The organism is Candidatus Zixiibacteriota bacterium, from assembly GCA_040752595.1.
Taxonomy (GTDB): domain Bacteria; phylum Zixibacteria; class MSB-5A5; order WJJR01; family WJJR01; genus JACQFV01.
Genome location: JBFMGX010000014.1, coordinates 25,396 through 52,304 on the forward strand (window position 1 = coordinate 25,396; position 26,909 = coordinate 52,304).

Genomic DNA, 26,909 nt, shown 5'->3' on the forward strand with positions numbered 1-26,909 from the left:
CTCACCCTTCCCACTCCCCAAGGGGGAGAGGGGAAAAATCTGATCCCCTCTCCCTTGTAGGGAGAGGGCTGGGGTGAGGGTGTCTACCATCATTTCCGTTCGTTTCGTTGGACGACTTAAGCAAGTCTGAATACCTGGTGGCAGAGACGCTCGTAGTGTCATACCTGTCGTTGTATCACACTCAAACCTCTACTTAAGGAGGAGGAATGAAACGGGTCTGGGTACTGTTTTTGGCGGGCTTCGCCCTCACCGTGGCCGTCGCGGTACCTGTCGTCGCCGACAATGTCCTGCAGAGGCCACTCGTCATCGTTCCGAACAACGTCCAGCTGGTTCCGGACGAGTTCATCGTCCGGTTCAAGCCATCGGCGAACCTGGGGGAACTGACCAGCTTCTCGACGGGGGCGTTGGGAAAACTCTCGGGCACCGCGCGCAGTGAATTGGCGAATCTCGCCGCGGCCTTTGGCGTCCAGAAGGTCGAGCCGCTGTTTCCGCGGGCCGCAGCGCGGGGAATCACCGAACTCAACGGCTATCATCGGGTGAAGGTCGGCGCCGGGCAATCGCTGGATGCGGCGATGCAGATGTACGCGCAGAGCCCGTTGGTCGACCACGTCGAGGCGATCGGCATCCATCCGGTCTACGCCACTCCGAGCGATCCCTACTATGACGATCCGACGATCTTTCCTCCCTACTATCAATGGGGGATGAACAACGCCGGTGACCATGATGTGGACGCTCCGGAGGCCTGGGACTTGGAGACGGGTGATTCGACGGTCATCCTCGCCATACTCGACACCGGGATTCGCTACTTCCACAAAGACCTGGGCGGTCCGAACGGGTCGTATTCCAACCCGACGGGGGCGGTTAACGGCAACAGTTGGATCAACTGGGCCGAAAAGAACGGTTCGGCCGGTGTCGATGACGACGGCAACGGCTACGTGGATGACTGGGTCGGCTACGACTTCGTCAACGGCGCCACGCCGTGCTGGTCGGGCGAGGACTGCAATACCACCGACAACGATCCGCGTGACTTCAACGGCCACGGCACGCACTGCGCCGGTATCGCCGCCGCGATCACCAACAACGCCTCCGGCGTCGCCGGGATGGCGGGCGGCTATGCCGCCGGTGCCGGCACCTATGGCAACGGTGTCAAAGTGATGGCCTGCCGGATCGGTTGGTCGGGGTCTTACCTGGGTCAGGAAGTCGGCTATGTCCGCATGGATTTCGCCGCCTCCGCCTTCTACTATGCCGCGGACAAGGGGGCGCGCATTGCCAGTTGTTCGTGGGGATCGTCCAACAGCGGCGGCATTGACGCGGCGATCACCTACTTCCAGAACGCCGACGGGCTGGTCGTCCACGCCGCCGGGAACAGCAACAACCAGACCGCGGACTACCTGGGCGGGCTGACGACCGTGCTCAATGTCGCCGCGACCGACTCGCTCGACAAGAAGGCGAGCTTCTCCACCTACGGGACCTGGGTCGATGTCTCGGCCCCCGGCGTGGCGATCATCAGTCTCTTCCACTATCATGCCGACGCCACCAACGACTACATCGCCGCGATGGATGGGACCTCGATGGCCACACCGTATGCAGCGGGCGTCTGCGCGCTGATCCGCTCGGCGTTCCCGTCGTACACCCGGCAGCAGGTGTTTGATCGCATCGTGGCCACCACAGACAATATTGATGCTCTGAATCCATCATACGCGGGCAAGCTCGGCTCCGGACGGATCAATGCCTACAACGCAGTGCAGGGCGCCGGACCGGTGCCGCCGGTGGCCCAGTTCGTCGGCTCGCCGACCTCGGGTTGCGCGCCTCTGGCTGTTCAGTTCACCGACCAGTCAACGGGTGGTCCGACCTCTTGGTCGTGGGACTTCGGCGACGGCGGGACCTCGACACTCCAGAACCCGTCACACACGTACACGGGTTCGGGCTCGTTTACCGTGACGCTCACCGCGACCAATGCCCAGGGCTCCGACAGCGAGATCAAGACCAACTACATCGTCGTGTCGACGGGCAGCGCGCCGGTGGCGGACTTTGTCGGGTCGCCCTTGACCGGGGAGGCGCCGTTGACGGTCTACTTCACCGACCTGTCGACGAATTCCCCGACGTCGTGGTCGTGGACCTTCGGCGACGGCGGGACTTCCACCGCGCAGAATCCGTCCCATGTGTACACCTCGGCGGGGACCTACACGGTGGCGCTGACCGCGTCCAATAGTTGCGGCTCGGACGGCGAGACCAAGACCGGATACATTACGGTCTCGGCGCCGGCGCAGCAGTGTGATGATTTCGCCGACGGCAACATCAGCAACTGGCTGAACAAGACCGGCACCTGGACGGCCACCAGTGGGTACATGAAAGGGAACTCCAACACCACGAATGCGCAGACGACGTCGCCGTTCGGCTCGTTTGCGGCCGCGACGCTCGACGCCGACGTCCGGATGAACACCGGCCGCAGCCAGCGCAATGCACGGATCATCTTTGCCTACACCAGCAGCACGGCGTACCGTTTCATCGAAGGGGATGATGTCAACAATCGCTGGCGGATCTACGAACGGTCCCGCGGCAGGAACACCGTGCGGGCGACCTTCAATGCCACGATCAACACCGCGCAATGGTACCACGTGACGGTAACGCTGGCGGCGGACGGCAACTGCACGCTGGCGGTGGGCGGTTCCACGCTCGGGTCATACAAGTTCTCCTCGGCGGTCAGTGGCCTCGTCGGTTGCGGCTTCACCAAATCCAACTCCGACTTCGACAACTTCTGTGTCGGCTCGGGCGGCACGCTGGCCGAGGGACCGATCGTGATCAAGCCGATTTTGGGATCGAACCCGGTGCCGAGCGGATTCGCGCTGGCGCAGAACTATCCCAACCCGTTCAATGCCGGCACCAACATCTCCTTCACGCTGGCTGAAGGGAGTGACGTGGCGGTCATGGTGTATGACCTGCTGGGCCGCGCCGTGCGTCACCTGGCGGCGTCGTACTATCCCGAGGGCACGCACACGGTTGCCTTTGACGGCACCGATGACTACGGCGGATCTCTGGCCTCGGGGATCTACTTCTACCGCCTGATCGCGAAGGGCTTCACCGACACCAAGAAGATGGTGCTGCTGAAATAGCCGTCTCGCTTCCCGGCTCGATCTTGGACGCCCCGCTGCACTATTGTGGCGGGGCGTTTTGTTTGGAATGTAGGGTGGGTGCTTTGCACCCACCGTCAGGGGGCTGAAAGCCCCCAGTCCGGAATTTCGAACGACATGAGAGGATTGGTAGGGGCACGGCGGGCCGTGCCCACGGTGTGTCACGGACCCTGGCCCTCGTGAATCGGAAGAGCGAGATGGTGGGCGGAGCCGACCCTATGTCACCTGCGACGTCATTCACCGCACCAGGAAGAACACTCCCAACCCGACCAGCAGCACATCGACGGCGAAGAGAAAGGTTGTGGGCTGCGCGCGCATCAGGATCTGCTTGCCGATCCAGGTGCCGCCGATCATGGCGAGGCCGATGAAGACACCGGTCTGCAGAAGCGGTCCGTTCAGGAGTCGGAACTGGCTGAACGCTGCGACGGCCGTGAGGTGCATGACGAAAGCGCCGAAGGCGACCGTGCTCACGAAGGCTTCCTTGTGCAGTCCGGTGGCCAGGAAGAACGGGATGGATGCCGGTCCCACGACGCCGAAGATCGACGAGAAGAAGCCGACCACGGCCCCCAGCGGATAGAAGATTGTCCACCGGGTCAATAGCGGCCGGTGGGACTGCCAGCGGGAAATGACGACCGAGACGATGAGGAAGACGCCGATCAGCGTGGTGATCAGTTGCGTGGGTATCTGCACGAAGACCAACGCTCCGATCAGCGCGCCCGGAACCGCTCCCGCCGTGTATCGCCACGTCAGCGGCCAAACACAGTGTCGACGCAACAGCCAGAATCGGGTGAAGTTCGAGATCATCAGCCCGAACGCCATCAGCGGCACGGCGCTGCGCGGACCGACGATTGCCACCATCAGCGGCAGGTAGAGAATCCCGCCTCCGAAGCCGCAGACGGCGGAGATGACGGCCGACAGGAAGGCACCGGCAAGAAGCAGGGTCAGGTTGATGTCGGAGGTCATGGGGATGTGGTGTCGTCTCGTGGATTAAGGGTGGGTGCTCCGCACCCCCCATCAGCGGGCTGAAAGCCCGCTGTCCGCGATTGGCTCTTGGTGGGTGCCAAGCACCCACCCTACATTCGTAGCGTTGCTTCCCCGGCGTGGATCGTCACGCGACGGCGTCCGACGCGGACGACCAGCGCGCCGGAATCATCGACCTCCGACGCGATGCCGTTGATCGTTCGGTCTCCCTGTTTCACGACGACCTCCCGGCCCAGCAGAATCGAGCGCTCGCGATAGCCGGGCATGAAGGGCGCGATCCCATTACGCCGAAAGCCGCGGTATGCTGTCTCGAAGCGATGCAGGAAGGTGCGGTAGAACGCGAGACGGTCGACCGGTCCCCCCTTGGCCATTGCCAGCGAACCGGCAGTGTCGCGCAGCGATGGCGGGAAATCGCCGCGACGGTGCGCGACATTAATCCCGGTGCCACAGACCGCATAGTATACCCGATCCACTTCCGCGGAGACCTCGGTCAGCACACCGAACACTTTCATGCCGCCGATCAGGCCATCATTGGGCCATTTGAGTCCGACCACCAGCCCCAGCTCGTGTTCCACAGACTCCGCGAAGGCGAGCGCCGCCAAAAGGGAAATCCCCGATGCCTGCCGCAGCGAGAGCATCGGACGAAGAATGATGGATGACCAGATCCCCAAGCCCGACGCCGAGTGCCAACCGCGTCCGAGCCGACCCCGTCCTTTGGTCTGTTCTTCGGCCACAACCACGGTCCCCTCCGGGGCACCGGCCTCCGCCAGTTCCTGGGCACGCGCGTTGGTCGAGCCGATGCGCCGGTAGCAATGCAGGTGGCGGGCAAAGGTTTTTGTCTTGAGGCCGGACCAGATCTCGGTATCGATCATCCGGTCGGGAGACGACACAAGCGTGATTTCGCCCTGCGGCATCTCCCGAAACACATAGCCCAGTTGGCGCAGTTCTTCGATGCCCCGACCAAACCGGGATCGCGAGATGCCAAGAGAGTCCGCCAGACGCGGCAGCGTGAGCCCGCCGCGGTGTTTGCTGCGGAACAGTTCCACCATGTCGATCAGCAGCGGGTCCATCAGCGGCCGGCGGGGATCAGCGGAACCATGTCAATGAGAAATCGATGGCCGGCGCCGAATGCGTGATGCTGCCCGAGGAGATATAGTCGACACCGGTGCGGGCAAAGGCGGCGACATTGCGCATGGTCACGTTACCGGATGCTTCCAACGTGATGCGTGTGCCGTGCTCCCGTTCCCAGCGGCGAATGAACCGTACCGCCTCCTTCAGATGCGCGGGCGTGTAGTTGTCCAAGAGAAGCCAGGTGACGCCGGCGTCGAGCGCGGTTGTGATCTGCTTGTAAGTGTGCGCCTCGCAGATCAGCGGACGGCGGGTCTTGCGTGCCCGACTCAGCGCTACGGTCAGGCCCTGAGCAGCCACGACATGATTGCCTTTGATCATGGCGGCATCATAGAGCCCGAGGCGATGATTGAGTGCCCCCCCGACGGCGGCGGCATGCTTTTCCAGAAGACGCCAACCCGGAGTCGTCTTGCGTGTGTCCAGAAGCCGCGCCGTCCGCGGCGGAATGCGTACCACCATCCGTCGCGCCGCCGTGGCCACGCCGGAGAGATGGGCCAGGAAGTTGATCGCCGTGCGCTCGGCGGAAAGCAGCGCAGACGCCTGCCCGCGCACGTTCACGACCATGTCGCTGGCTTGGAAATCATGCCCCTCGGGCCAGTACCAGAAGAACTCAACACGCGGATCCAAGTGGCGAAAGGCGGCCTCAAAAGCATCAACACCGGCCAGCACCCCGTCTTCATGTGCCTGCAGATGCGACACGACCCGCTCACGCGGGAGCTTGAGAGCCTTCGTCGTGATGTCACCGGTCCCTATGTCCTCTGCCAGGGCGCGGCGCACGAGATCATGAACGTCCCGCGTGTAGGCGGCCGGCGGGACGACAAACGGATGCGGTGTCTTCGGTCTCATGTTGAGCTCATTGCGAAAAGGGTTCACCCAATTCCCAGTTGGGCACGGCATCGACGATGGGCGACGCTCGGTTGCCTGTCCGCCGATAGGCGCCGACCGCCGCGATCATCGCGGCGTTGTCGGCGCACAGATTGGGTGGTGGCACGACGGCTCGTCGACCGGTTCGATCGGCCCATGCCGCGACTTGGCGTCGGAGTCGCCGATTGCAGGCCACGCCTCCGGACAGCCCTACTGTGCCGACCGAGTGGTCGTCGGCGGCACGAAACAGGTTGTCGCATAACGCCTCAATGACGGCCCGTTCGAACGACGCGATCCAGTCTGCGCGGCGAATCGCCGGCCTCTGTCCCGAGAGCCGCTTCTCCCAATCCAGCGCCGCAGCGGTCTTCACGCCGGAGAACGAGAAGTCGTATTCCTGACCTGCGAATTTGGCCTTGGGGAATTCCACGGCAGAATCATCAGCCCCCTCGGCCGCGCAGTCGATCTGCGGACCGGCGGGATAATCGAAACCGAGAATCTTGCCGACCTTGTCGAGCGCTTCCCCCGCGGCATCATCGCGCGTGCTGCCGACGCGGCGGAAGACACCGGGACCCTCAACGATCACCAGCGCGGAGTGCCCACCCGAGGCGATGAGGACAAGGTGAGGGTAGGGAGCATCGGGATCGGTCATCGCCGGTGTATGGGCATGGCCCTCGAGATGGTTGACGGGGACCAGTGCTATGCCGCGCACCTTGGCGGCCGCCTGCGCATACGCCACGCCGACCAACAGGCATCCAACCAATCCTGGTCCGGCTGTGACGGCGATCGCGCCGACATCGTCCCAACCGATTCCGGCGGCCCCCATGGCCGCGTCGACGATCATGGGAAGGCGACCGGCATGCTCGCGTGAGGCCAACTCCGGCACCACGCCGCCGTAGTCGGCGTGAATCGTCTGTGAATGCACGACGCTGGACATAATGCGCCCGTCGCCCGCCGCAACCGCTGCGGCGGTTTCATCACAGGAGGTCTCAATCCCCAGGATGGGACGGGAGGCGGTCATTGGCGGAGCAGGGTGACGGTGTCAGGGTGAACAGCCACCACAACGAGCGGCGGGTGGACCCGGACGGTCACCGGTAGGCGCGTGCCCGTGGTGTCATTCCGGCTGATAATGAGATTGACCCACACTGAGTCATTCGTCACTTGGGCCATGGCCGACTGTGGTCCACCGAGTTCCACGGCCACGTGATCCGGGTCCGATTGAGCCGTCATATCTCGCAACCCGACGATCCGCACGCTCAGAGATTCCAGTTTGCGTGTGACGTACGGCTCGATCCTCTGCAGGAACTCCGTCTCTTGCCGATCCATGGTCACATTGTACCCAGGAGGAGGGACAAGGGCGACCGTGGCACGCTGAGAGTCCCTCACGTCCACCAAGGCGACGGATCGCGTACGGATCTGCTCGATGGCGGTCAGTTCCCCGCGTGGCCCGGAAAGCCGGACCGAGTCCGGGGCCAGGATGACCGGCCCCATCGCGACGAATCCCGGCGCCGCATGTACCTCGAGGGCGCTCCGAATGGGTACGGTCCTGTGACCGATTGAGTCCACCGAGAGCCCCAGTTCCGCAGGGCCGACAAGTTCCGTGACCGCCAAGCCTGCCAAGCCGTACCTGGGCGCCAATTCGGGATCGAGTCGGACCGTTACGGTCCCCGCAGACGCGTAGGACAGATCGATCGGCCAGCGGCGGTCCTGCCACATGAGCCGCAGCAGCGCCTTGCCGGTGCCGCGCACATGCACGACCGCGCGGACCGGCGGCGGGGCGGCCAGTAACAGCGACGAGGGAAGATCCAGATAGTGCAGCGAATAGTCGAGATTGACATCGTAGATCTGGTTCGTGGCGACATGCAACCAGAGCAATCCGGCCAGAACCAGGGCGATGAGCTTGAGCTCGGTGTGGCGGAAGATGAGGTGGAGGAGTCGCATGTCGTGTGCCCATTGGTTGTTCGTGATCATCCGCGATGAGCAGAGCAGCGAGTATTTTGGGAGGGCGAGGCTCCTGTTTACCCTGAGCGAAGCGCGAGGGCCGAGCCGTCCTCTCCGACCGCATAGTACGCGGCTCCGCGGGAGCCTCGTCCTCCCGATCGACCGAGGGTGTCCATCTTGTTGAATGGTCGTAGCGGGCAGCCCATCAGTTCAACCGGAAACGCTCCCCCAGATAGATCTTGCGTGCCTCGGGATCATCGGCCAGGAATTGCGAGGTCCCTTCCTTCAGGATGTCGCCGTCGCACATGATATAGGCACGGTCGGTGATGGCCAGAGTTTCCCGTACGTTGTGATCGGTGATGAGGATGCCGAGACCCTTGGAGCGGAGTTGCGCGACGATCCGTTGAATGTCCTCCACCGCGATGGGATCGATGCCGGCGAAGGGTTCATCCAGGAGCATGAACTTCGGCCGCGTGGCCAGGGCGCGGGCGATCTCGACCCGCCGCCGCTCGCCGCCGGACAGTTGATACCCTCGCGAGCGGGCGACATGCGCGATGCTCAACTCGGTGAGCAGTTCGTCGAGTCGTGCCCGCCGTTCGGCGCGCGGCACGCCCTGCACCTCCAGCACCGCCAGGATGTTGTCGGCGACCGTCATCTTGCGAAAGACCGATGGTTCCTGCGGCAGATAGCCGATCCCCAGACGCGCCCGACGGTACATGGGCAGCATCGTGATCGGCCGGCTCCCCAAGTACACGTCACCGGCGTCCGGCTTGATGAATCCGATCGTCAAATAGAAGGTCGTGGTCTTGCCGGCGCCGTTCGGACCCAAAAGACCGACCACTTCGCCGGGGCCGATCGCCACGGACACGCCATTGACCACACGCCGCCGCCGGTACGACTTGACCAGGTCGACCGTGTGCAGGCGCAGTGCTTCCGTCTCTGCGGTCGCGCCCATAGTCGCAAGATCAGGGAGAAGGCGGTTGTGATCAAGGGGAACGATGGCGGGCGTGAGCGGTGTCCATCCTGGCGTGATCAGGACGATTCCGCTCGCGGATTCCCTCACCCGCCCGCCTGCGGCGGGCGACCTCTCCCAAAGGGAGAGGTTATTGCGCCGGGCGGACCGGCATATCAGTTACCTCTCCCTCCGGGAGAGGTCGCTTGGACCGCAGGCCCAATGGGGTGAGGGAAGTCCCGTAGGTCTCCCAACCCTGTGGAGTCTCAAGGGCAGAACGCCGGACAGACTACATCGAAAGCAACGCGCCGGGGCGACTCAGGGTGCCGTGGTTGGCGCCAACCAACCGGGCGTCACAGGCGCGGGGATCGGGGCCATCTTCGGACGTGTGGTCTGTTCTTGGTGACGCAGGCGATCGATGGCGGAGGCGCGGCGCACACACGCGATCGTGCAGGCTGATTCACACCCCTTGCGCTCGCGGAAGAAGTGACGGATGTGTTTCACACCATAGGCCAGAAGCGGAATGCCGGGCTCACCGCGACGCTGGCTGCAGTACGAGACAATCCCATCCTCATCGATGTAGAGGTACCGGGCCCCGGCGCGACACTTCCAGTCGCTGGCGCCGGTCTGAATCATCTCACGTTCCCACCCTTCGCCGAGGTGATGCGTCACAGTGCGGCGCCGGTCGGCGTTGATCTCACGATAAAGAGTCTGCAGATCGGCGTGCTTCAGCAGCCCACGGTCGAGCATCCCATCACTCGAATGCAGGAGCCCGACTGTCATGTAGAAACCCAGCTCGCGCACCTGGCGGACCAGCTCTCTTGTCTCCCGTACCGGCGATGAACCGAGAACGGCGTTGATGTTCACTTTGAAGCGCGCATGCGACTTCAGAAGCGGCAGCCGCTTCTTGAGGAGGTTCAGGGACTTTTGGGAGGATTCATTCGGTTCGAGGTTATCGACCGAGACCTGCAGCAGATAGAGCCCAGCCCGGTTGAGCCGTTCGATCCACTCGCGGGACAAGAGGAAGCCGTTGGTGATTGACGTGCAGAACATGTGGCGGGACACGGTGTGGCCGACCAGCCGATCCAACTGGGGATGCAACAGCGGTTCTCCCCCGGTCAGCGTGACGACGGTCGTGCCCAGGTCTGCCAGATGGTCGATGCGCCGCAGCAATTCGTCGGTGTCGACCGGCGCCGAGAACTTGTCGTACTCGTTGCAGTAGCCGCAACTGAGGTTGCAGCGCCGCGTCACAACGACCTGTGCCAGAAGCGGGCGGTGGGGGTCCAGTAGTCCACGCACGCCGCGCGCCAGGGCGCGGGCCGTGTAAGGTCGGGTGCGGGTCGTCGTCCGTGACGGCTTCACGTCTATCCGGTCGTCGGTTTGGGGGAGGCGCGCACCGTTCCCCGCGCGCCCGTTTCGGTCGGTTCCAATTAGCATCGACGGCACCGGCCGATCAAGAGGCAGGATTCTCGCACGCCCCCCGCGCACCGTGCCGGGCCGCAACGAAGAGTATTATGATCCTTTTTTGCGTGTCAAGAGGCATTCTCCCGTGCCCCGCGCGCAACCCCGGGAGAATCAGTCGGCTCAGTGTCCAGGGGAATGCCGCAACCGCGGAATATCCGCCGACACAGCTCATACCGGGCAAAGGCACCGTAGATGCTGGTCCGCAGTTCCGGTGGGAAGATGTCGATGCGGTTGATTTTTTCCCCCGGGTCGTCGGCCCAATGATAGAGTTCCTCCGTGCCGGCCTTTGCGCCCTGGAGATTCAAGAGATAGTGCCAGTCGCCGGTGATGAGCGACAGGTTGCTGTGACCGGACGAAGTTTCATTGCTGTTGGAGGCGATCAGCGGGCGGTTTGGGTCGACGGGTCGCAGCAGCGATTGGCCGTAGAATCCGTCGCGTACTCCGTCGAGCGATGGATCATTCCAGACACCAGCAAAATCCAGGAGTGTCGGCAGGATGTCGGGATTGGCGACATTGCGCACGCTGTTGGCGGTCAGAACGGCGAGTCGACCGGACCACGCGGTGTCCCCGATGAGTGGCGCCGGCAGGAAAACGAGCATGGGTATCTGCCGGCATTCCCGGTACAGGCCACTCAAGTGACCGAGAAACCCGTGCTCCATGAATCCCTCGCCGTGGTCCGACGTGAGGACAATCAGCGTTCGATCCCGGAGTCCGCGTTCAGTCAGTCCCTGGATGATCCGCGCCACTTGGCGATCGTCGTAGCGGACCGCGTTGTCGTAGCGGTCACGGGGAGTGTCGGTTCCGAAGGGACGCGCATCCTCCGGTGTCCAGAAGGGATAATGCGTCTGATTGAACTGCAAGAGTCCGGCAAAGGCGACGGCCGTGTCACGGTGGCCCAGCCAGCCGAGAAAGTGGTCGACGACATGGCGGTCATCCACCCCCATGTCGTTGATTCGCTTGAACCCGGCAATCTCCATGTTGTAGAGATCGTCGATGGCGGGGATGGTGAAGTATACCTTCAGGTGACGCCACTCGTGGCTCTGCGACGTGAAGAAGAAGGTCTGTCTCCCCATCGCCTTGAAATACTCCCAGAAGACCGGCTGTGTGTGCAAGAGACGCGCCGGCATGACCGGTGCCAGACCGGTGATCAGCGAAGGCAGGGAGATGAAGGTCGAGGAGGCCGGCGAAAAGGCACGGGCAAAGCGCACGACGTGTTGCGCATCGGCGGTCACGAGAGAATCGAGAAACGGCGACGTGCTCCGGCTCTGGCCGTAGAGACCCAACTCGTCGGCCCGCAGACTCTCGGTCAGGATGATCAGCACGTTGACCGGACGCCCGTCGATTGTGTGCGCACCGGCGGGAGCGTTCTCCGGGAGATCAGGCACCGGGGTCGGAATCCGTGCCCCCAGCCCTCCCAAGCCGACCGGTCGCCGACTCAAACGCGTGGAGACGTTGCGCAAGAGGCCGGTCGTCGTGGTCAGGTCGGCGACGTATGATTGATCGACGAATCGGATGTTGTTGTGCAAGACGAGTTGGATGACCACGAACACCGTGGCGGCCAGCCCGAGTCCCCATGGCGAACGCGTGCGTCGGACGGGCGCCCGCGCGCCGTGACGCGACCCGTGACGCAACGCCAGAATCCACAGGCCGGTCATGAGCACCATCACGGCGACATGCCCCGTGCGCAGCGAATCGAGAAACAGCGTCCAGCTATTCCGGGGCTCGTCGAAGAGGAACGTGAATGTATAGTAGTTGGGCAGCGCGCCGACGATCAGTCGATACCCGTACACCAACACCAGGTTGACGCCGTACAGTGCGCCCAACAGGATGGTGACCATCCATGCCAGCCGCGGGCGCCCCCGCCGCAGACCAGCCAGGATTCCAGCCGCCAGAATCCAAAGGGCCAGCGACGCCAACAGAGAAAGAAGGTAGTAGAGTGCTTGGAGTCGGCTGAAGTCGAACAGACGTCCCAAGACCAGGTCAATGACCAGATACAGCGAGGGCGGGCTGAGCAGCATCGTCATGGCGGTGAACAGCAACGGCGGAACGGGACAGTACGGCTTGGGCCTGGCTCACCCTGGTCCGAGTTGCCTTTGCAAGAGGATCGATCCCGATAGCGCGGCGCCCGAGAGACCCCGGTACTCGACGGGGCGCCTCGGGCGCAGTGATTAGGAGAGCAGGCGGCGGGACACGGTCTGTCTACTTCTTCTTCTCCTTTACCTTCTCCTTCTCTTTCTCTTTTACCTCTTCCGCTTCTTCTTCCTCTTCCTTCTTCTCGCCGATCACTTCGGGCGCCCCGGCGGCACCCTCAGCGGCGGCCGCACCCTCGGCAACCGGGACGGCCTCCTTGACCACCGTCGGCGGCACGACTGAGGCGATGGTGTGCTCAGGACCGGTGACGACCACGACGCGCTCAATCGAGATGTCGCGCACATGAATCGCATCGCCGATCCCGAGGGCCGAGACGTCGACGTCAATGACCTCGGGGATGTCCGCCGGCAGGGCCTCGACTTCCAGCTCGCGCATCGTGTGTTGCAGGATCCCGCCGAAGTTCTTCACGCCGTCGGCGACACCGCGCACGCGCACGGGCACCGTGACGCTGATCTTCTTGGTGGGGAGAATGTGGAGGAAATCGACGTGCAGAACGCCGCCGGTGATCGGATCGTGCTGCACGTCCTTGACCAGAGCCAACTCCGTGCCGGAATCAGAACCCTGGACGCTCAAATCAACGAGCACGTGCTCTGACGAGGACTTCTTGAGCACAGAGGCAAACTCTCGTGCGTTGACCGATAGTGCCACCGGTGCTGTGTGCTCGCCATAGAGAATGGCCGGGACCAGGCCGCCCAGGCGGAGTTGACGGGCCCCTCCCTTGCCTGCGGCAGTACGGGGACGGGCGGAAAGCGGCAGTGATTTCATACGATGGGCTCCTCACAGGTTGCAGATGTCAGGCCCCGGTCGGGGCGTTTGTACCTACGCGTGGCGATTCCGGTTGTTTGGGGGCATCGTCCGGCCGTCCCCGTTCCCGATGAACGTCTGCCCCGTTGGGCTCGGAGGGGAACAGCGCCGATACCGATTCCTCATGGGTGATCCGGGCGATGGCCTCGGCGAACAGACGGGCCGTGGAGATGACTTCGACATTCGGCGGCAGCGACCGCTGCGTCAGGTCGATCGTGTCGGCGACCAGGAGACGCTCGATCGGCGAGTCCGCGATCCGCTCCAACGACCGACCCGACAGAACCGGATGCGTGCAACAGGCATAGATGCAATGCGCACCCCCCTGTTTCACGGCCTTGGCGGCCTCGGTCAATGTCCCGGCCGTGTCGACCATGTCATCCCGGAGGATCACCGTTTTCCCGGCGATGGTGCCGATGATGTTGAGCACCTCGGCCTGGTTGGGGCCGGGGCGGCGCTTGTCGATGATGGCCAGACCGCAGGAGAGGGTCTTGGCAAAGGCACGCGCCATCTTGATCGACCCGACATCGGGAGTGACGACCACCGGATCGCTGATGCCGAGCTTGAGGAAATAGTCATTGAAGACAATCGCCGAATAGAGGTGGTCGGAGGGGATGTCGAAGAAGCCCTGAATCTGCGACGCATGAAGATCCATCGTCAGCACCCGGTCGGCCCCGGCGACGGTGATCATGTTGGCGACCAGACGCGCCGTGATCGAGACACGGGGCTGGTCCTTGCGGTCGGCGCGCGCATAGCCGAAGTAGGGAATGACCGCCGTGATCCGCTTGGCCGAGGCGCGACGGGCGCAGTCGATCAGCATCAGCAGCTCCATCAGGTTTTCGGCGGGGCTGTTGGTCGACTGCACGATGAACAGGTCGGAGCCGCGGATGTTCTCGTCGATCTGCACGAAGACTTCGTTGTCGGAAAACCGCGTCACCGTGCAGGCGGTGAGCCGGCGATCCAGTTGGGCGGCGATCTTCTGCGCCAGGGGGCGGTTCCCGTTTCCGGTTATGATCTTCAGTTCGGGTTCCATGGTCGACAATCGGGCAGAGTGGTGAGAGTCATCGTCGTGATTGGGAGTGTCCTAAACGGCCAGTTCGTCGAGTGCGCGGCCGCGGATGGCTGGGGCGCCAGGATTCGAACCTGGGAATGCGGGCTCCAAAGGCCCGTGTCTTACCGCTTGACGACGCCCCATGTATCTTGGACGGCTCCGATTGGACACCGACGCCGTGACGGCCGGCGACGGCCGCAGATCGCCACGGCCGGAGCGCCTAAGGGGCGGTTGGACCTCCTGCGCCGGTGTCGGGAGATTGTGCATCATAGTCATCGCGCGGGTCGGCGGCTGTCCGCTTTCCGGCGGCGGCATCTTTCAATTCCTGCTCATAGGCCGCCAGCACCGTGGTTTCGATCTTCTGCCGCATCTTGTTGTTGATCGGATGGCAGATGTCCTGATGGGTCCCATCGGAGCGCTTGCGCGACGGCATCGAGACGAAGTACCCGTTGTTGCCGTTGATGATCTTCAGCCCGCGAATGACAAACTCCTCGTCGAACGTAACATTGGCGAATGCTTTGAGCTTGTCCTCGTCCCGCAGGGTGATGCGCACTTCGGTGATTTCCACGGGTTACTCCTTGGCTGCAAACCGAGACTGCACAACTACCCGATCACCAACGCCAGGGGAGTCTCAACCGGCCGGACCACGTACAGCCGGGCTCGTTTCGGTCCGTCCTGCTCCAACCGTCCCATGTCGGGCGGCGCGGTGAATACACCGAACACCGTCGGCCCGCTGCCGGACACATACACCCCCGCTGCACCCATCGCCAGAAGTTGCGTGCGCCAATACGAGACCTCGGGGACCCGGTGAATCACAACAGGTTCCAGATCGTTGGTGATTCGACCGAGGGCGGCGATGAAGCCCTCCCCATCAAGGCGCCCGGAAACATGTGAAGCCACCCCGGTCGAAGTCAAGTCCAAAGCGGCATAGACCTCACCCGCCGTCAAGGGGACGGCGGGGCAGGCCAACACGGCCCACCAGGCTGTCGGGATTGACCGTGGTTCGAGCCGCTCACCGCGTCCCCTCGCGAAGGCGCACGGCTCCCCCAGGAAAAAGGGGACATCCGACCCCAATTGCGCCGCCCAATCGGCCAACTGCTCCCGCGAGCGACCCAGAGTATACAGTCGATTCAGGGCCGCCAGGGTCGCTGCCGCGTCTGATGACCCGCCGCCCAGACCGGCGGCGATCGGAATGCGTTTAAGCAAATGGGCGGCCAGACTCAGCTTCAGACCGCATTCGCGTTCCACCAGACGGGCCGCGCGCGTGATCAGGTTGTTCTCCCCGGTCTCCAATTCAAAGGCCGCGTCAGGGTCGGCGTTCTCCCACGTGAGCTTGAACCCCCCCGCGTCGCCACGGTGAAACGTGAGTCGGTCATAGAGATCCACCGCCACAAACGTCGTTTCCAGCTCGTGGTAGCCATCGGGGCGCCTGCCCAAAACGCGCAGACCCAGATTGATCTTGGCCGGGGCCAGCACGGTGCAGTGGTCGGATGACGAGGTCATCGGTGGCAGAAAAGGGACAAGGCGAACGTGGCCGTCACATAGCGAACGTCTTCCACCAGAATCCCTGGAGTTGCAGTCTCACGAACAGACCCTCGTGTGTACAACCCGGTACATTCTCCGCATTGCGGACCCGATCGTAGCCCGCTTGGCACTCGCCCACGAGACGGGCTCTGATGTTGACCCGGAGCCCCGCCCCGACCCTCGCGTGTCGCTCCACCACGCCGGAGGGAAAGGCGACGTGCTTTGGCACAGAGCCCTCTTGGGGCGTGTCGATACGGTTGCTGCCCCGACGGATGTGCTCGGCCAGGGCCGTCAAATCGACCGTCGCGGACAGATGGTACCGCGGACGGAGCGTCATCCGGTCCGCGTCGGTCCCGAGGTCAGAGCCGATACCGATCGCCTTCCCGGTGTAGTCGCGGCCGTGCATAAACCGGTTCCACGAGCGACCCTGGCCGTAGACAAACGTGTTGATGCGCTGGTACTCCACATTGAGAAACAGCCGCCTGTCGGCGGCATTCGGGGTCCAGGCGATTCCGCCAGTCACTCCGATCTGCTGGGGTTCGCTGACAAAATCGATCTGGAAGTCGTCAATGAGCCACTCGCCATAGAGCGCCAGCCCCGGGTACGGCCGCCATGATCCCTCCACGCTCCACAGTGGGTTGTCATTCACATCATTGTTCAATTGCTCCCAATAGTAGGGCAGGAGTGGATTCATGTAGTAGAAAGGCCAGCGACGGTCGACGCCGCCGAACACGAGCACCTCCGAGAACGCGAACTCCAGGTTGTGCCGCGGGCGCCAGTCGAGCCGGTGACCGACCAGATAGCGATCGGCGACTCCCGCCGGCTCATCAGGGTCGGTGGGATCGGTGCCCATCGACTCCAGCCGTGTGGCATGGAAGCTGAAGGCCCACCGACGTCCGCGATAGGTCAGCCGCAGGCCGTCGAACGACGGCGAGTGATCGGAGATCAGCATGGCGTCGATCGGCGATGGTCCCCAACGCCAGAATTCGCGTCCGAACGCCGCCCGCAGACGACCGAAACGGCCGGTGATCACCGCCTGATCGACCCACGCGGTGAACTTCTCCTTCCAGTACTCGCCGTGGAACTGTGTGTCATGACGGCCGTCGGAGTCGATGCGGACCCGTGTCCGTGCCGTCAGGTGGTCCGAGGCGCTGTACGACCCGGCTAGGTCGAGTCCGACCCGGTTCTTGGCGTACCCATGGCAAAACTGGTCCAGGCGCATACCCGGTCCCACGGCGAGGCGGACACGGTCGCCCGGTTGCTGGTTACCGCCGGAAGCACCAGTGGCCAACTCCTCGGCGAACTCCTGCCGGAGCCGGGCCCACAGACATCGCGCGCCCTGTGATAACGATGCCGTTGTCGTCATGTCCGCCACCGCCGCCGCGATCTCGCCGCGCGTATACGGGCGCGTGTGCAGAAGCAGCGAGCGAAACTCCCCTTGCGAGGACAACTCGAAGACGGCGTCGTAGATCCAGGAATCGAGCGGGACATCTTCCCACGGGCTGCCGCCGGCTCTGATCCGGCCCGCTCCCAGAACCAATAGGATGGTCAGCAGCAAGCGTAGCCGGGGCGTCTTCATGCCGTCACATTAGAGACCGGCATGGGCGGGGTCAATCCGAAAGACCGTGGCCCGGTCGTCGGTTTCATGGCTCGAATGAACCGTTTCTACGCGGCGCGTCAGGGTCTGTGGACGAAGATCATGGTGGAACGGGTGTTTCTGTCCGCCTTTGATCAGGCGCGGCAGGAATGCTGGCGCCACCATCGGCCATCTTCGCCGTCCCCGGCAGAATTTTCCGCCCGGTTGGTCCAAACACGCCTGGCTGGCGCTCCCTCGACGTTTCCGTCAGCCGTTTGCGTGCGCCTTCGCACGTCCGGGCCGCTACGCTTCAGGAACGGGATGTCCCCCGCATGCCCCCTTCAGCCCGGATCGTTGCCACGTCTCTAATCGGTCCATATGTCAATGTCGATATGAAGATATGGGGATGGTCGAGCACAACTACATCGACTTCGGCGAGGCGGCATCCGAGTCCGGGCTGCCGTCGGTGCTCAGCGAACGTTACCTCCGGGCGGTGCGGGAGTTCTGTCACACATGGGGGCGTGCGATCAAGACCATCTGCCTCTACCCGGCCACCAACCCCCTGCCCGACGAATTCCGCGCCAAATTTCTGAATGCTCTCGCGCCTCTCCTGGAGGAGCGGGAGACCTTGACACTCACGATCTTCGCGGAAGGATTCGACTGCGGTGGACAGACCATTTACGAGACCTTCGGCGACAACAACCTCGCCTACATGTTCTTCGCCGACGGGGTGAGGCAACTTGTCTTCCATCAGGGTCTGACACGCGAGGAATCGGATCGATTCCTGGCGATCTGCGCGGAGGTGTACGGCACTCCGGGCGCACGCGCGGACGTCGCCAACCGTCTCTGGGAGGCGGCATTCGAGCACATCAAGCACTTCACGGTGGACCGGCTGGTCGATGGGACGTACATCGAACCGGTGCGTGACGATGTCCTGTCCGACCGCGCCCACTCTTTCACGGGGCGGCCGTCGCCAGACACACCCGAGCCAGGGGCGGACATGCCGGGTGCCCCGGAGGATACGGCACTCCCCAATCCTTACGCCGGGATCCAAAGCCACCGCTACATTCAGATCATGAAGGCATTTGGGGATGTCTCTTCACTGACAACGGCGGAACGGGACAGGGTCATCGCATTGTCGTGCGGCGACAGCGATCAACCTGGCGAGGAACTCGGGATGGATCTGCTTTCGGAGATGATCCGTTCGAGTGAGAGTTGGCGGATGATCAACGAGTCGGTCGCCGTGCTGGAGCGGCAATTCGAGCACGCCGTGCAGCACAACCGTTGGGATCTGGCACGCCGGCTGCTCGTACGCTGGCACGACGACGCCGCCCAGGCGCCACCGCTGGTCGCCCGACGCCTGACAGCGGCGCTTCCGGTGGCGGCACAAAGACAAAACATCGAGCGTCTCGCCGCCTACCTGAACACCAACCCGCAGGCCGATCTGGAGCCCGTTTCCACGCTTCTGCCGCTGTTTGGACCCCAGGCGATCACGCCGATCACGGCGATGCTCGGAACGCTCGAACATCGCCCGGCACGCATGATGGTCTGCGACTTCCTCGGCAAGCACGGCCGGGAGACCGTCGATCTGATCGGCGGCTTCATCTATGACAAGCGCTGGTATGTCGCCCGCAACGTGGCCATGATCCTGGGTGAGATCGGCCATGAACGTGGTCTGATGTTCCTGCGCAAATCGGCCAAGCACAGCGATCCGCGTGTCCGGCTGGAGACCTTACGGGCCGTGCAACGGATGCACGTTCCGGAGGCAGAGCGGATCCTGCGCGATTTCCTGGAAGACAGCGACGACAGTCTGCGGTGCCGCGCCTTGAGGGCGCTGGGGCAGCGTCCCGGGAGCTGCTCTCCTGAATGGTTGAAAGAGAAGCTCGACACGGAATCACTGACTGGGAAGGACCCGGCGGAGCTGCGGGAGTTGCTGACCGCCTATGCCCGGTTGGGCGGCGGCGAGGCGGTCGAATCGCTCAATCGCTTGGCGCATCGGTCGCCGATGTTGGGCAGGGCCCGTTGGCGCCCGGTACGTTTGGCGGCGATCTGGGCTCTGGGAGCATCAACCGATCCCCGGGCGCAAAGCGAGCTACAGATACTCTCCCGCGGTCGCGACCGTGAACTCGCCCAGGCAGCTCGACTGGCTCTGACCCGTCAGGCGCGCGCCGAGGATGACGCCCAGGAGGATCGCCTGCCATGAGCAGCCATCCGCCCCCGATCACCACGGCGCCATCGGTCGATGCCGAGCAACGGCGGCGCGCCCACACGGTTCTCAAGGCGCTGTTCGCGGCCTGGCGCGCGGCGGCTGTCTATGACGACAACAACGCCGGCTACCGCAGTCGCCGTTCGGAACTGGACGAGGCGCTGGCCGATCTGTTCGACCACGGCAGTGATTGCCGGATCAGCTATCAGAACGACTACCTTTTCTTCAACGGCGAGCGCCTGAACTACGACCGCGAGTTCTCATCCGGACGGCCATTGGCGGAACGGTTCGGTGAATTGGGACTGGGCGATCTGACGATCCACGCCGATGCGTCTCCCGACCAGATCGACCAGGCGCTCTTCGCGCTTGCCGAGGCGGGCCGTCGTCCTGACCGGACATTCGACGCGCTGCGTGAGACATGGACGGGACTTGCGATCACGGGCATCACGATCGGCCCGCTGTCGTTGCACGGCAGCCGGCTCCCATCGTCCGGGGCGACCACAACCAACTCCCAGGAAGCCCGTCGCCGCCGTGCCCTAGCGTTGTTCCAGCGCTCGGAAGCAGTCGTGCAGGATTTCTGGGAGCGGGTACGGGACCGCAACTCCTTTGATTCCGGCTCGGTCCAGCGCACTGTGCATCAATTGATCGACGAAGTTGCCGGCGAGGAGGACATTCTTTTCGAGTTCGCCGCGCTGAAGGATTTCGATGAGTACACGTTCTACCATTCGGTCAACGTCGCCATCTACTCCATCGCCGTCGGCATGCGTCTGGGGCTGGACCGGATGGCGTTGACGCGCCTTGGCCTGGCGGCCATGTTGCATGACATCGGCAAAGTCAAACTTCCGCGCGACCTCATCACCAAACCGAAGGAATTCGACGAGGACGACTGGACGCAGATCAAACGGCACCCGGCGCTCGGCGCTCTCACCATCGCCAGTATGCGACCGCTCGATGCGCAGGTGAGTACGGCGATGGCCGGGGCTTTCGAGCACCACCTCAACGTCGACCTCTCCGGATACCCGACCTTGACAAGACCGAGGGTCCTGCAACTTGAGTCCCGGATCATCGCGCTCTGCGACGCCTTTGACGCGATGACCTCGGGGCGGGTCTACCAGAAAGAGGCGATCAGTCCGGATGAGGCGATGCGGCGGCTCCTCCACCAAGGGGCCACCCGGTATGATCCCTTGGTGGTGAAGGCGTTTGTCCACACGGTCGGTGTCTTCCCGGTGGGAACGGTGGGACGGCTGTCGGATGGATCGCTGGCGGTGGTGATCCGAAACGATTCGACGGATCTATATGCTCCCGTGGTCCTTGTGATCCGCGATGCTCATGGGGTGCCGGTGCGAACAGAGAGGCGACTCGCCCCGCAGCCGGATGCGCCGGCAGACGAACGTCTACATCTGATGGAAATCCTCAACCCGCGGGATGTCGGGGTCAACGTGGCCGACTACATCGGCGTGATTAATCCCGCCGAACCCGACGCATCGAACGAAGCTCTCGCCGGTGTCGCCCTGTAGCGGCGGGTGCTTTGCACCCACCGCCAGGGGGCTCGAAGCCCCGTGTCAGCAAGGGAATGCAGGTTCGAGGACAGCGGGTTTTCAACCCGCTGATGGTGGGTGCAGAGCACCCACCCTACTCCCCGATCTTGAGCACAGCCAGGAACGCCTCCGGCGGGACATCGACTCTGCCGACACGCTTCATGCGCCGTTTCCCCGCCTTCTGTTTTTCCAGGAGCTTGCGCTTGCGGGTGACATCGCCGCCATAGAGCTTGGCGATGACATCCTTGCGCAAGGGCTTGATCGACTCGCGGGCAATCGGCTTGCCGCCGCCCAAGGCGGCCTGGATGACGACTTCGAACTGCTGACGGGGAATCAACTCCTTGAGGACTTCGCACATGCGCCGCCCGATGCGATAGGCGGCATCGCGATGCACCACGGCCGACAAGGCATCGACTGTCTCACCGGCCAGACGGATCTCCAAACGCTCCAGCGCGCTGACCCGGTATTCGAGATAGTCATAGTCGAGGGAGCCGTATCCGCGCGTGACCGACTTGAGCCGGTCGTAGAAATCGAAGATGATCTCGGCCAGTGGGAAGTCGAAGATCAGTCGCGCCCGGTCGCCGGCGACGTATTCGGTGTTCAGGTACGAGCCGCGCTTGCCGGTGGACAGGGTCATCACCGTCCCAACGGCGTCGGTCGGGCAGACGATGTGAGCCCGCACATACGGCTCGGCGATCGACTGGTATTGCCCCCGCGGCGGCACATCCGCCGGATTGTCGATCGTCCGCACGGTGCCGTCGTTCATCGTGACCTCGTATTCGACGTTCGGAACAGTCGCGACGATCGGCTGATTGAACTCACGCGCCAGCCGCTCGCGTACGATTTCCAGATGCAAGAGCCCGAGAAACCCGCAACGGAATCCGAATCCCAACGCCAGCGAGCGCTCGGGAACGAATGACAACGAGGCGTCATTAAGTCGTAGCTTATCCAAGGCGGTGCGCAGGTCGCCATAGCGATCGGAGTCGGCCGGATACAGACCGGAGAAGACCATCGGCTTGATGGCGCGGAAACCGGGCAGTGCCTCCGCGGCGGGTTCATCGGCATTGGACACGGTGTCGCCGACGCGCGCCTCGTGGATGTCCTTGAGGTGTGCCGTGATGTAGCCGACCTCTCCGGCAGCCAGATGACCGGTCGGGATGTACCCCAGTTGCAGGATGCCGACCTGGTCGGCGTCATGCCGGTGCTCGGGCTGGGCGAAGAACCGGAGCGGATCCCCGTCCCTAAGCTCACCGTCAAACACGCGCACATAGACCACCGCGCCCTGATACGAATCGTGCGCCGCATCGAACACGAGCGCACGCAGCGGTGCTGCCACATTCCCTGACGGCGCTGGGATACGACGGATGATCTCTTCCAACAGCTCGGGCGTGCCCAATCCGGTCTTGGCGGAAACGCGCAGGACATCGCGCGGCTCGCAGGACAAGAGGTTGGCGACCTCGGCGGCGTGACGGTCGCAGTCGGCCTGCGGCAGATCGATCTTGTTCAGGACCGGGATGATCGTCAGCCCCGCCTCGATCGCCAGGTAGGCATTGGCGACGGTCTGCGCTTGGATTCCTTGGGCCGCGTCGACGACAAGTATCGCCCCTTCACATGCCGACAGCGCGCGCGAAACCTCGTAGTTGAAATCCACGTGTCCGGGGGTGTCGATCAGATTGAGGACATACTCCGCGCCGTCGGCGGCGACATGGCGCATGCGAATGGCATGGGATTTGATCGTAATGCCGCGCTCGCGTTCGAGGTCCATGTTGTCGAGGACCTGCTCGCGCATCTTGCGCGCCTCAATCGTGCCGGTGATCTCCAGCAGACGGTCGGCGAGGGTCGACTTGCCGTGGTCGATGTGCGCAATGATCGAGAAATTGCGGATGTGCTGTTGGTCCATGGTCACTCGGTCTGCTCCGGCGGCGCCATCACCAAGGTGGCCCACCCATGCCAGTTGTCGGCCGTCGAAGCGACCAATGGTACGGATTCACCGAGTGCTTCACAAGCACCCGCGCCTCATGCTGAAATTCGCCACGATTGGCAGCAGGTGCAGAACACCCACCGCACTGGAATGGGCACGCTTAATGACATATACTGGAGTGATGCCCCATCTCCTCACCATCGACATCGGCAACACCACCGCCCACGTGGGGGCGTTTGAAGGTGATCGGCTGGTGTTCTCGTTCCGACTGGCGTCGACACACGCACGGACGGTCGATGAGGCGGCGATGTTGCTCCGTCAACTGCTGGCCGATGCACGGATCGCGCGCGATGGCATCTCCGGCGCGGTCGTCTGTTCGGTCGTGCCGGTCCTGACCCCGGTCATCGAAGCGGCGGTCGAGGCAGTCATCGGCTCAAGGCCACATGAAGTAACCCACCGTTCCCGGCTGAACATCCGGATTGCGACGACATTCCCGGAGCAGGTCGGCGCCGATCGGATCGCCAATGCCGAGGGATTCTGGGTGGAGCACCACTCGGCGGGGATCGTGGTCGACTTCGGGACGGCGACGACGTTCGATGTGATTTCCCAAGACGGCGCCTACCTCGGCGGCGCTATTGCTCCGGGGATCGAGACATCCGCCGAACGCCTCTCCCATAAGGCGGCGCAGTTGTTCAAAGTCGCCATCACCTCACCGTCATCTGCCATCGGCAAGACGACCGAAGACGCACTCCGTTCAGGGCTGTACCATGGCACGATCGGTGCGGTCGACGAGATCGTCTCCCGCATCGCTGCTGAGATGGGCGGCGTTCCCAAGGTGATCGCCACCGGCGGCTTGGCACCGCTCATAGCCGAAGGGTCGAAGACGATACAGTTGGTCGATCCGATCTTGACCCTCAAGGGCCTCCGGGCCATCTGGCTGGGCAATCGCCCCGTGTCGTAGCAACCGCGCTTGGCATGATCACACGGCCCTCGTGCCCACCCTTCGGGTGGGGCACCGGACGTTCATCGCCAAGGGAAATCGAACGAGGGAGCCCCGAAGGGGCGAAAGAACCCAGCCCACGGCGTGAGCCGTGGGACAGCCGGCCTAATGACATCGCCTTAATGCATTGAATGGCAATGCGATAAGCAATGGACACCACCTCGTCCCGGAACAACGTCCCGTACCGAAAAGATTTGCGCCCATCGCCCGATAGCGCGTATAATGGGGCACGATGTTAGCACTCGTTGACATCGAGTGCTAACAGCGGCTGTGGACGACAATACATCACTGTATAGGAGCGAACCAACACACAGGAGGAGCACGATGAACGTGAAGCCGCTGGCGGATCGCGTGGTGATCAAGCCGCTCGACACGGAAAAAGAAGTGAAGAAGGGCGGGATCATCATCCCCGACACCGCCAAGGAAAAGCCCCAAGAGGGTGAGGTGATGGAAGTCGGTCCGGGACGGAAGACCGATGAGGGCAAACTCATTCCCCCCGAGGTCAAGAAGGGCGACAAGGTCCTCTACGGCAAATACTCGGGGACCGAGGTGACGATCGGCAGCGACGAGTATCTGATCATGCGCGAAAGCGACATTCTCGCGGTTGTCAACTAACGTTCACACAGGGTCAAGTCCCAGTGCAAACTCGGCAACCACATGTCATTCTGAGGAGCAATGTCCGCCGGTGGCGGACATGCGACGAAGAATCTGCTTCTCGTCGTGGCGGAACGCGTAGGGGCTGGACAGCAGATCCTTCGCTTCATACCGCCCGCTTCCGCGGCCGGAATTCGCTCAGGATGACAGGCGGGGATGCCCCGTGGTGATCTTGTAGGTCAGGAGCCCGCCGGAGGCGGACAAGCCCCGTGCTCCTGACATGACCAAAACAAGAGCAATCGACAAGGAGTCATAAACCATGCCCAAGATGTTGGAGTTTTCCGGAACCGCACGCGAGAAGATGAGACGCGGCGTCGACCAACTGGCCAATGCCGTGCGCATCACGCTCGGTCCCAAGGGGCGCAATGTCGTCATCGACAAGAAGTTCGGCGCCCCGACCGTCACCAAGGACGGTGTCACCGTCGCCAAGGAAATCGAGCTCGAAGACCACTTCGAGAACATGGGGGCGCAGATGGTCAAGGAAGTCGCCTCCAAGACCTCGGATGTCGCCGGTGATGGCACCACCACCGCCACCGTGCTGGCGCAGGCGATCTACCGCGAAGGGCTGAAGAACGTCACCGCCGGTGCCAACCCGATGTCGCTGCAACGCGGTGTCCAGAAGGCGGTCGCCCAGGTCATCGAGGAGCTGAAGAAGCTGAAAGTCGATGTGCCCTCGAAGAAGGAATATGCCCAAGTCGCCTCGATCTCGGCCAACAACGATCAGGCGATCGGCGAGTTGATTGCCGACGCGATGGACAAGGTCGGCAAGGATGGCGTGATCACGGTCGAGGAGGCCAAGTCGACCGACACGACGCTGGAACTGGTCGAAGGGATGCAGTTCGACCGGGGATATATCTCCCCCTATTTCGTCACCGATCCGGAGGCGATGGAGGCGGTCCTCGAGGATCCGGTGATCCTCATCCACGACAAGAAGATCTCCACGATGAAGGACCTCTTGCCGCTGTTGGAGAAGGTTGCCCAACTCGGCAAGCCGCTGCTGGTGATCGCCGAGGACGTCGAGGGCGAGTCGCTGGCGACATTGGTCGTCAACAAGCTGCGCGGCACCCTGAAAGTCTGTGCGGTCAAGGCCCCCGGCTTCGGCGACCGTCGCAAGGCCATGCTCGAAGACATCGCGATTCTCACCGGCGGGCAGGTGGTCTCCGAGGAGCTCGGCTTCAAGCTGGAGAACACCGTGCTGTCGCACCTCGGCAAGGCCAAGCGCGTGACCATCGACAAGGACAACACGACGATCGTCGAGGGAACCGGTGCTTCCGACAAGATCAAAGGCCGCATCACACAGATCAAAAAGCAGATCGAGGAGACCACCTCCGACTACGACAAGGAGAAACTGCAGGAACGGCTGGCGAAGTTGGCCGGCGGCGTGGCGGTGATCAACGTCGGCGCGGCCACCGAAGTCGAGATGAAGGAGAAGAAGGCGCGGGTCGAGGATGCGCTGCATGCCACCCGTGCGGCGGCCGAAGAGGGGATCGTCCCCGGCGGCGGTGTCGCCTACATCCGTTGCCTCAAGGCGCTCGACAATGTCAAGGGCGCCGATGACGATGAGATGATCGGTGTCAACATCATCCGCAAGGCGCTCGAAGAGCCGATGCGCATGATCGCCGAGAATGCCGGCGCCGAGGGTTCCATCGTGGTCAACCGGGTGAAGTACGAAAGCGCCGCGTTCGGCTACAATGCCCTGACCGACGTCTATGAAGACCTGATGAAGGCGGGCGTGATCGATCCGACCAAGGTGACCCGCATCGCGCTGGAGAATGCGGCGTCGATCGCCTCATTGCTTCTGACCACCGAGGCGATGATCACCGACAAGCCGGAGAAGAAATCACCGATGCCCGGCGGTCCCGGCGGCATGCCTGGCGGCATGGGTGGCGGCGGCTACGACGACTTCTAAGCCTCCCGAGTCTTGAGGACAGGGGGCTTTCAGCCCCCTGCAACAACCACCCCCGCGTCGGGCAACCGGCGCGGGGGTTTTCCGTAGACATGAATGAGGATCGCGGGATGGCATCGCCTC

The 26,909-nt window shown here is 63.2% G+C and carries 21 protein-coding genes and 1 tRNA gene; 6 read left to right on the forward strand and 16 right to left on the reverse strand.

What is annotated here, in order from left to right; genetic code table 11:
- Positions 1-206 precede the first annotated feature (206 nt).
- The gene (locus AB1792_04800) at positions 207-3,113 is read left to right on the forward strand and encodes a S8 family serine peptidase (GenBank protein MEW5701530.1); all 2,907 of its coding nucleotides are present in this window, start codon (positions 207-209) and stop codon (positions 3,111-3,113) included.
- 255 nt (positions 3,114-3,368) lie between these two features.
- On the opposite strand, the gene AB1792_04805 is transcribed toward AB1792_04800, so the two are convergent.
- The 15 genes from AB1792_04805 to AB1792_04875 all read right to left on the reverse strand — a co-directional run bounded on the left by AB1792_04805 (position 3,369) and on the right by AB1792_04875 (position 17,747).
- Positions 3,369-4,094 (reverse strand): sulfite exporter TauE/SafE family protein, encoded by a 726-nt coding sequence (locus tag AB1792_04805; protein ID MEW5701531.1) that lies wholly within the window; start codon positions 4,092-4,094, stop codon positions 3,369-3,371.
- Between the two features lie 110 nt (positions 4,095-4,204).
- Positions 4,205-5,182 carry a biotin--[acetyl-CoA-carboxylase] ligase gene (locus tag AB1792_04810; GenBank protein MEW5701532.1) on the reverse strand — a complete coding sequence of 326 codons (978 nt, stop codon included), beginning with the start codon at positions 5,180-5,182 and terminating at the stop codon, positions 4,205-4,207.
- 16 nt (positions 5,183-5,198) lie between these two features.
- The gene (gene nadC / locus AB1792_04815) at positions 5,199-6,086 is read right to left on the reverse strand and encodes a carboxylating nicotinate-nucleotide diphosphorylase (protein MEW5701533.1); all 888 of its coding nucleotides are present in this window, start codon (positions 6,084-6,086) and stop codon (positions 5,199-5,201) included.
- A gap of 7 nt (positions 6,087-6,093) precedes the next feature.
- Positions 6,094-7,122: a tRNA (adenosine(37)-N6)-threonylcarbamoyltransferase complex transferase subunit TsaD gene (gene tsaD, locus AB1792_04820; protein MEW5701534.1), complete on the reverse strand. Its 1,029-nt coding sequence runs from the start codon at positions 7,120-7,122 to the stop codon at positions 6,094-6,096.
- On the reverse strand, positions 7,119-8,042 hold the full coding sequence (locus AB1792_04825) for a hypothetical protein (protein ID MEW5701535.1): 924 nt from the start codon (positions 8,040-8,042) through the stop codon (positions 7,119-7,121). Before AB1792_04825 ends, tsaD begins: the two co-directional genes overlap by 4 nt.
- A gap of 205 nt (positions 8,043-8,247) precedes the next feature.
- A complete protein-coding gene (gene lptB / locus AB1792_04830; protein ID MEW5701536.1) occupies positions 8,248-8,997 on the reverse strand; it encodes an LPS export ABC transporter ATP-binding protein in 750 nt (249 codons plus the stop codon).
- 315 nt (positions 8,998-9,312) lie between these two features.
- On the reverse strand, positions 9,313-10,431 hold the full coding sequence (locus AB1792_04835) for a radical SAM protein (protein ID MEW5701537.1): 1,119 nt from the start codon (positions 10,429-10,431) through the stop codon (positions 9,313-9,315).
- A 95-nt stretch (positions 10,432-10,526) separates the two neighbouring features.
- Positions 10,527-12,482 (reverse strand): sulfatase, encoded by a 1,956-nt coding sequence (locus AB1792_04840; protein MEW5701538.1) that lies wholly within the window; start codon positions 12,480-12,482, stop codon positions 10,527-10,529.
- A 175-nt stretch (positions 12,483-12,657) separates the two neighbouring features.
- Positions 12,658-13,374: a 50S ribosomal protein L25 gene (locus AB1792_04845; GenBank protein ID MEW5701539.1), complete on the reverse strand. Its 717-nt coding sequence runs from the start codon at positions 13,372-13,374 to the stop codon at positions 12,658-12,660.
- Between the two features lie 28 nt (positions 13,375-13,402).
- Positions 13,403-14,443, reverse strand: coding sequence for a ribose-phosphate pyrophosphokinase (locus AB1792_04850; GenBank protein MEW5701540.1), 1,041 nt, complete (start codon positions 14,441-14,443; stop codon positions 13,403-13,405).
- 86 nt (positions 14,444-14,529) lie between these two features.
- A tRNA-Gln gene (locus tag AB1792_04855) sits at positions 14,530-14,604 on the reverse strand.
- Between the two features lie 77 nt (positions 14,605-14,681).
- Positions 14,682-15,029 carry a septation regulator SpoVG gene (gene spoVG, locus AB1792_04860; GenBank protein ID MEW5701541.1) on the reverse strand — a complete coding sequence of 116 codons (348 nt, stop codon included), beginning with the start codon at positions 15,027-15,029 and terminating at the stop codon, positions 14,682-14,684.
- A gap of 35 nt (positions 15,030-15,064) precedes the next feature.
- Positions 15,065-15,964, reverse strand: coding sequence for a 4-(cytidine 5'-diphospho)-2-C-methyl-D-erythritol kinase (gene ispE / locus AB1792_04865; GenBank protein ID MEW5701542.1), 900 nt, complete (start codon positions 15,962-15,964; stop codon positions 15,065-15,067).
- A 34-nt stretch (positions 15,965-15,998) separates the two neighbouring features.
- Complete coding sequence (locus AB1792_04870) at positions 15,999-17,564, reverse strand: capsule assembly Wzi family protein (protein ID MEW5701543.1); 1,566 nt, start codon at positions 17,562-17,564, stop codon at positions 15,999-16,001.
- Positions 17,565-17,573: 9 nt separating this feature from the next.
- Positions 17,574-17,747, reverse strand: a complete 174-nt coding sequence (locus AB1792_04875; protein MEW5701544.1) for a hypothetical protein — start codon at positions 17,745-17,747, stop codon at positions 17,574-17,576.
- 214 nt (positions 17,748-17,961) lie between these two features.
- Here AB1792_04875 and AB1792_04880 point away from each other — a divergent pair, with 214 nt between their 5' ends.
- Together AB1792_04880 and AB1792_04885 are read left to right on the forward strand one after the other, a co-directional pair.
- On the forward strand, positions 17,962-19,764 hold the full coding sequence (locus AB1792_04880) for a HEAT repeat domain-containing protein (protein MEW5701545.1): 1,803 nt from the start codon (positions 17,962-17,964) through the stop codon (positions 19,762-19,764).
- The gene (locus AB1792_04885; protein ID MEW5701546.1) at positions 19,761-21,284 is read left to right on the forward strand and encodes an HD domain-containing phosphohydrolase; all 1,524 of its coding nucleotides are present in this window, start codon (positions 19,761-19,763) and stop codon (positions 21,282-21,284) included. The genes AB1792_04880 and AB1792_04885 overlap by 4 nt, the downstream gene beginning before the upstream one ends.
- 115 nt (positions 21,285-21,399) lie before the next feature.
- Here the strand turns inward: AB1792_04885 and lepA are convergent, their stop codons facing one another.
- Positions 21,400-23,205 carry a translation elongation factor 4 gene (lepA, locus tag AB1792_04890; GenBank protein MEW5701547.1) on the reverse strand — a complete coding sequence of 602 codons (1,806 nt, stop codon included), beginning with the start codon at positions 23,203-23,205 and terminating at the stop codon, positions 21,400-21,402.
- A 202-nt stretch (positions 23,206-23,407) separates the two neighbouring features.
- On the opposite strand from lepA, the gene AB1792_04895 reads away from it, so the two are divergent.
- The 3 genes from AB1792_04895 (at position 23,408) to groL (ending at position 26,789) form a co-directional block, all read left to right on the forward strand.
- Positions 23,408-24,187 carry a type III pantothenate kinase gene (locus tag AB1792_04895; GenBank protein ID MEW5701548.1) on the forward strand — a complete coding sequence of 260 codons (780 nt, stop codon included), beginning with the start codon at positions 23,408-23,410 and terminating at the stop codon, positions 24,185-24,187.
- A gap of 363 nt (positions 24,188-24,550) precedes the next feature.
- Positions 24,551-24,841, forward strand: a complete 291-nt coding sequence (locus AB1792_04900) for a co-chaperone GroES (GenBank protein ID MEW5701549.1) — start codon at positions 24,551-24,553, stop codon at positions 24,839-24,841.
- A 298-nt stretch (positions 24,842-25,139) separates the two neighbouring features.
- A complete protein-coding gene (gene groL / locus AB1792_04905; protein MEW5701550.1) occupies positions 25,140-26,789 on the forward strand; it encodes a chaperonin GroEL in 1,650 nt (549 codons plus the stop codon).
- Positions 26,790-26,909 lie beyond the last annotated feature (120 nt).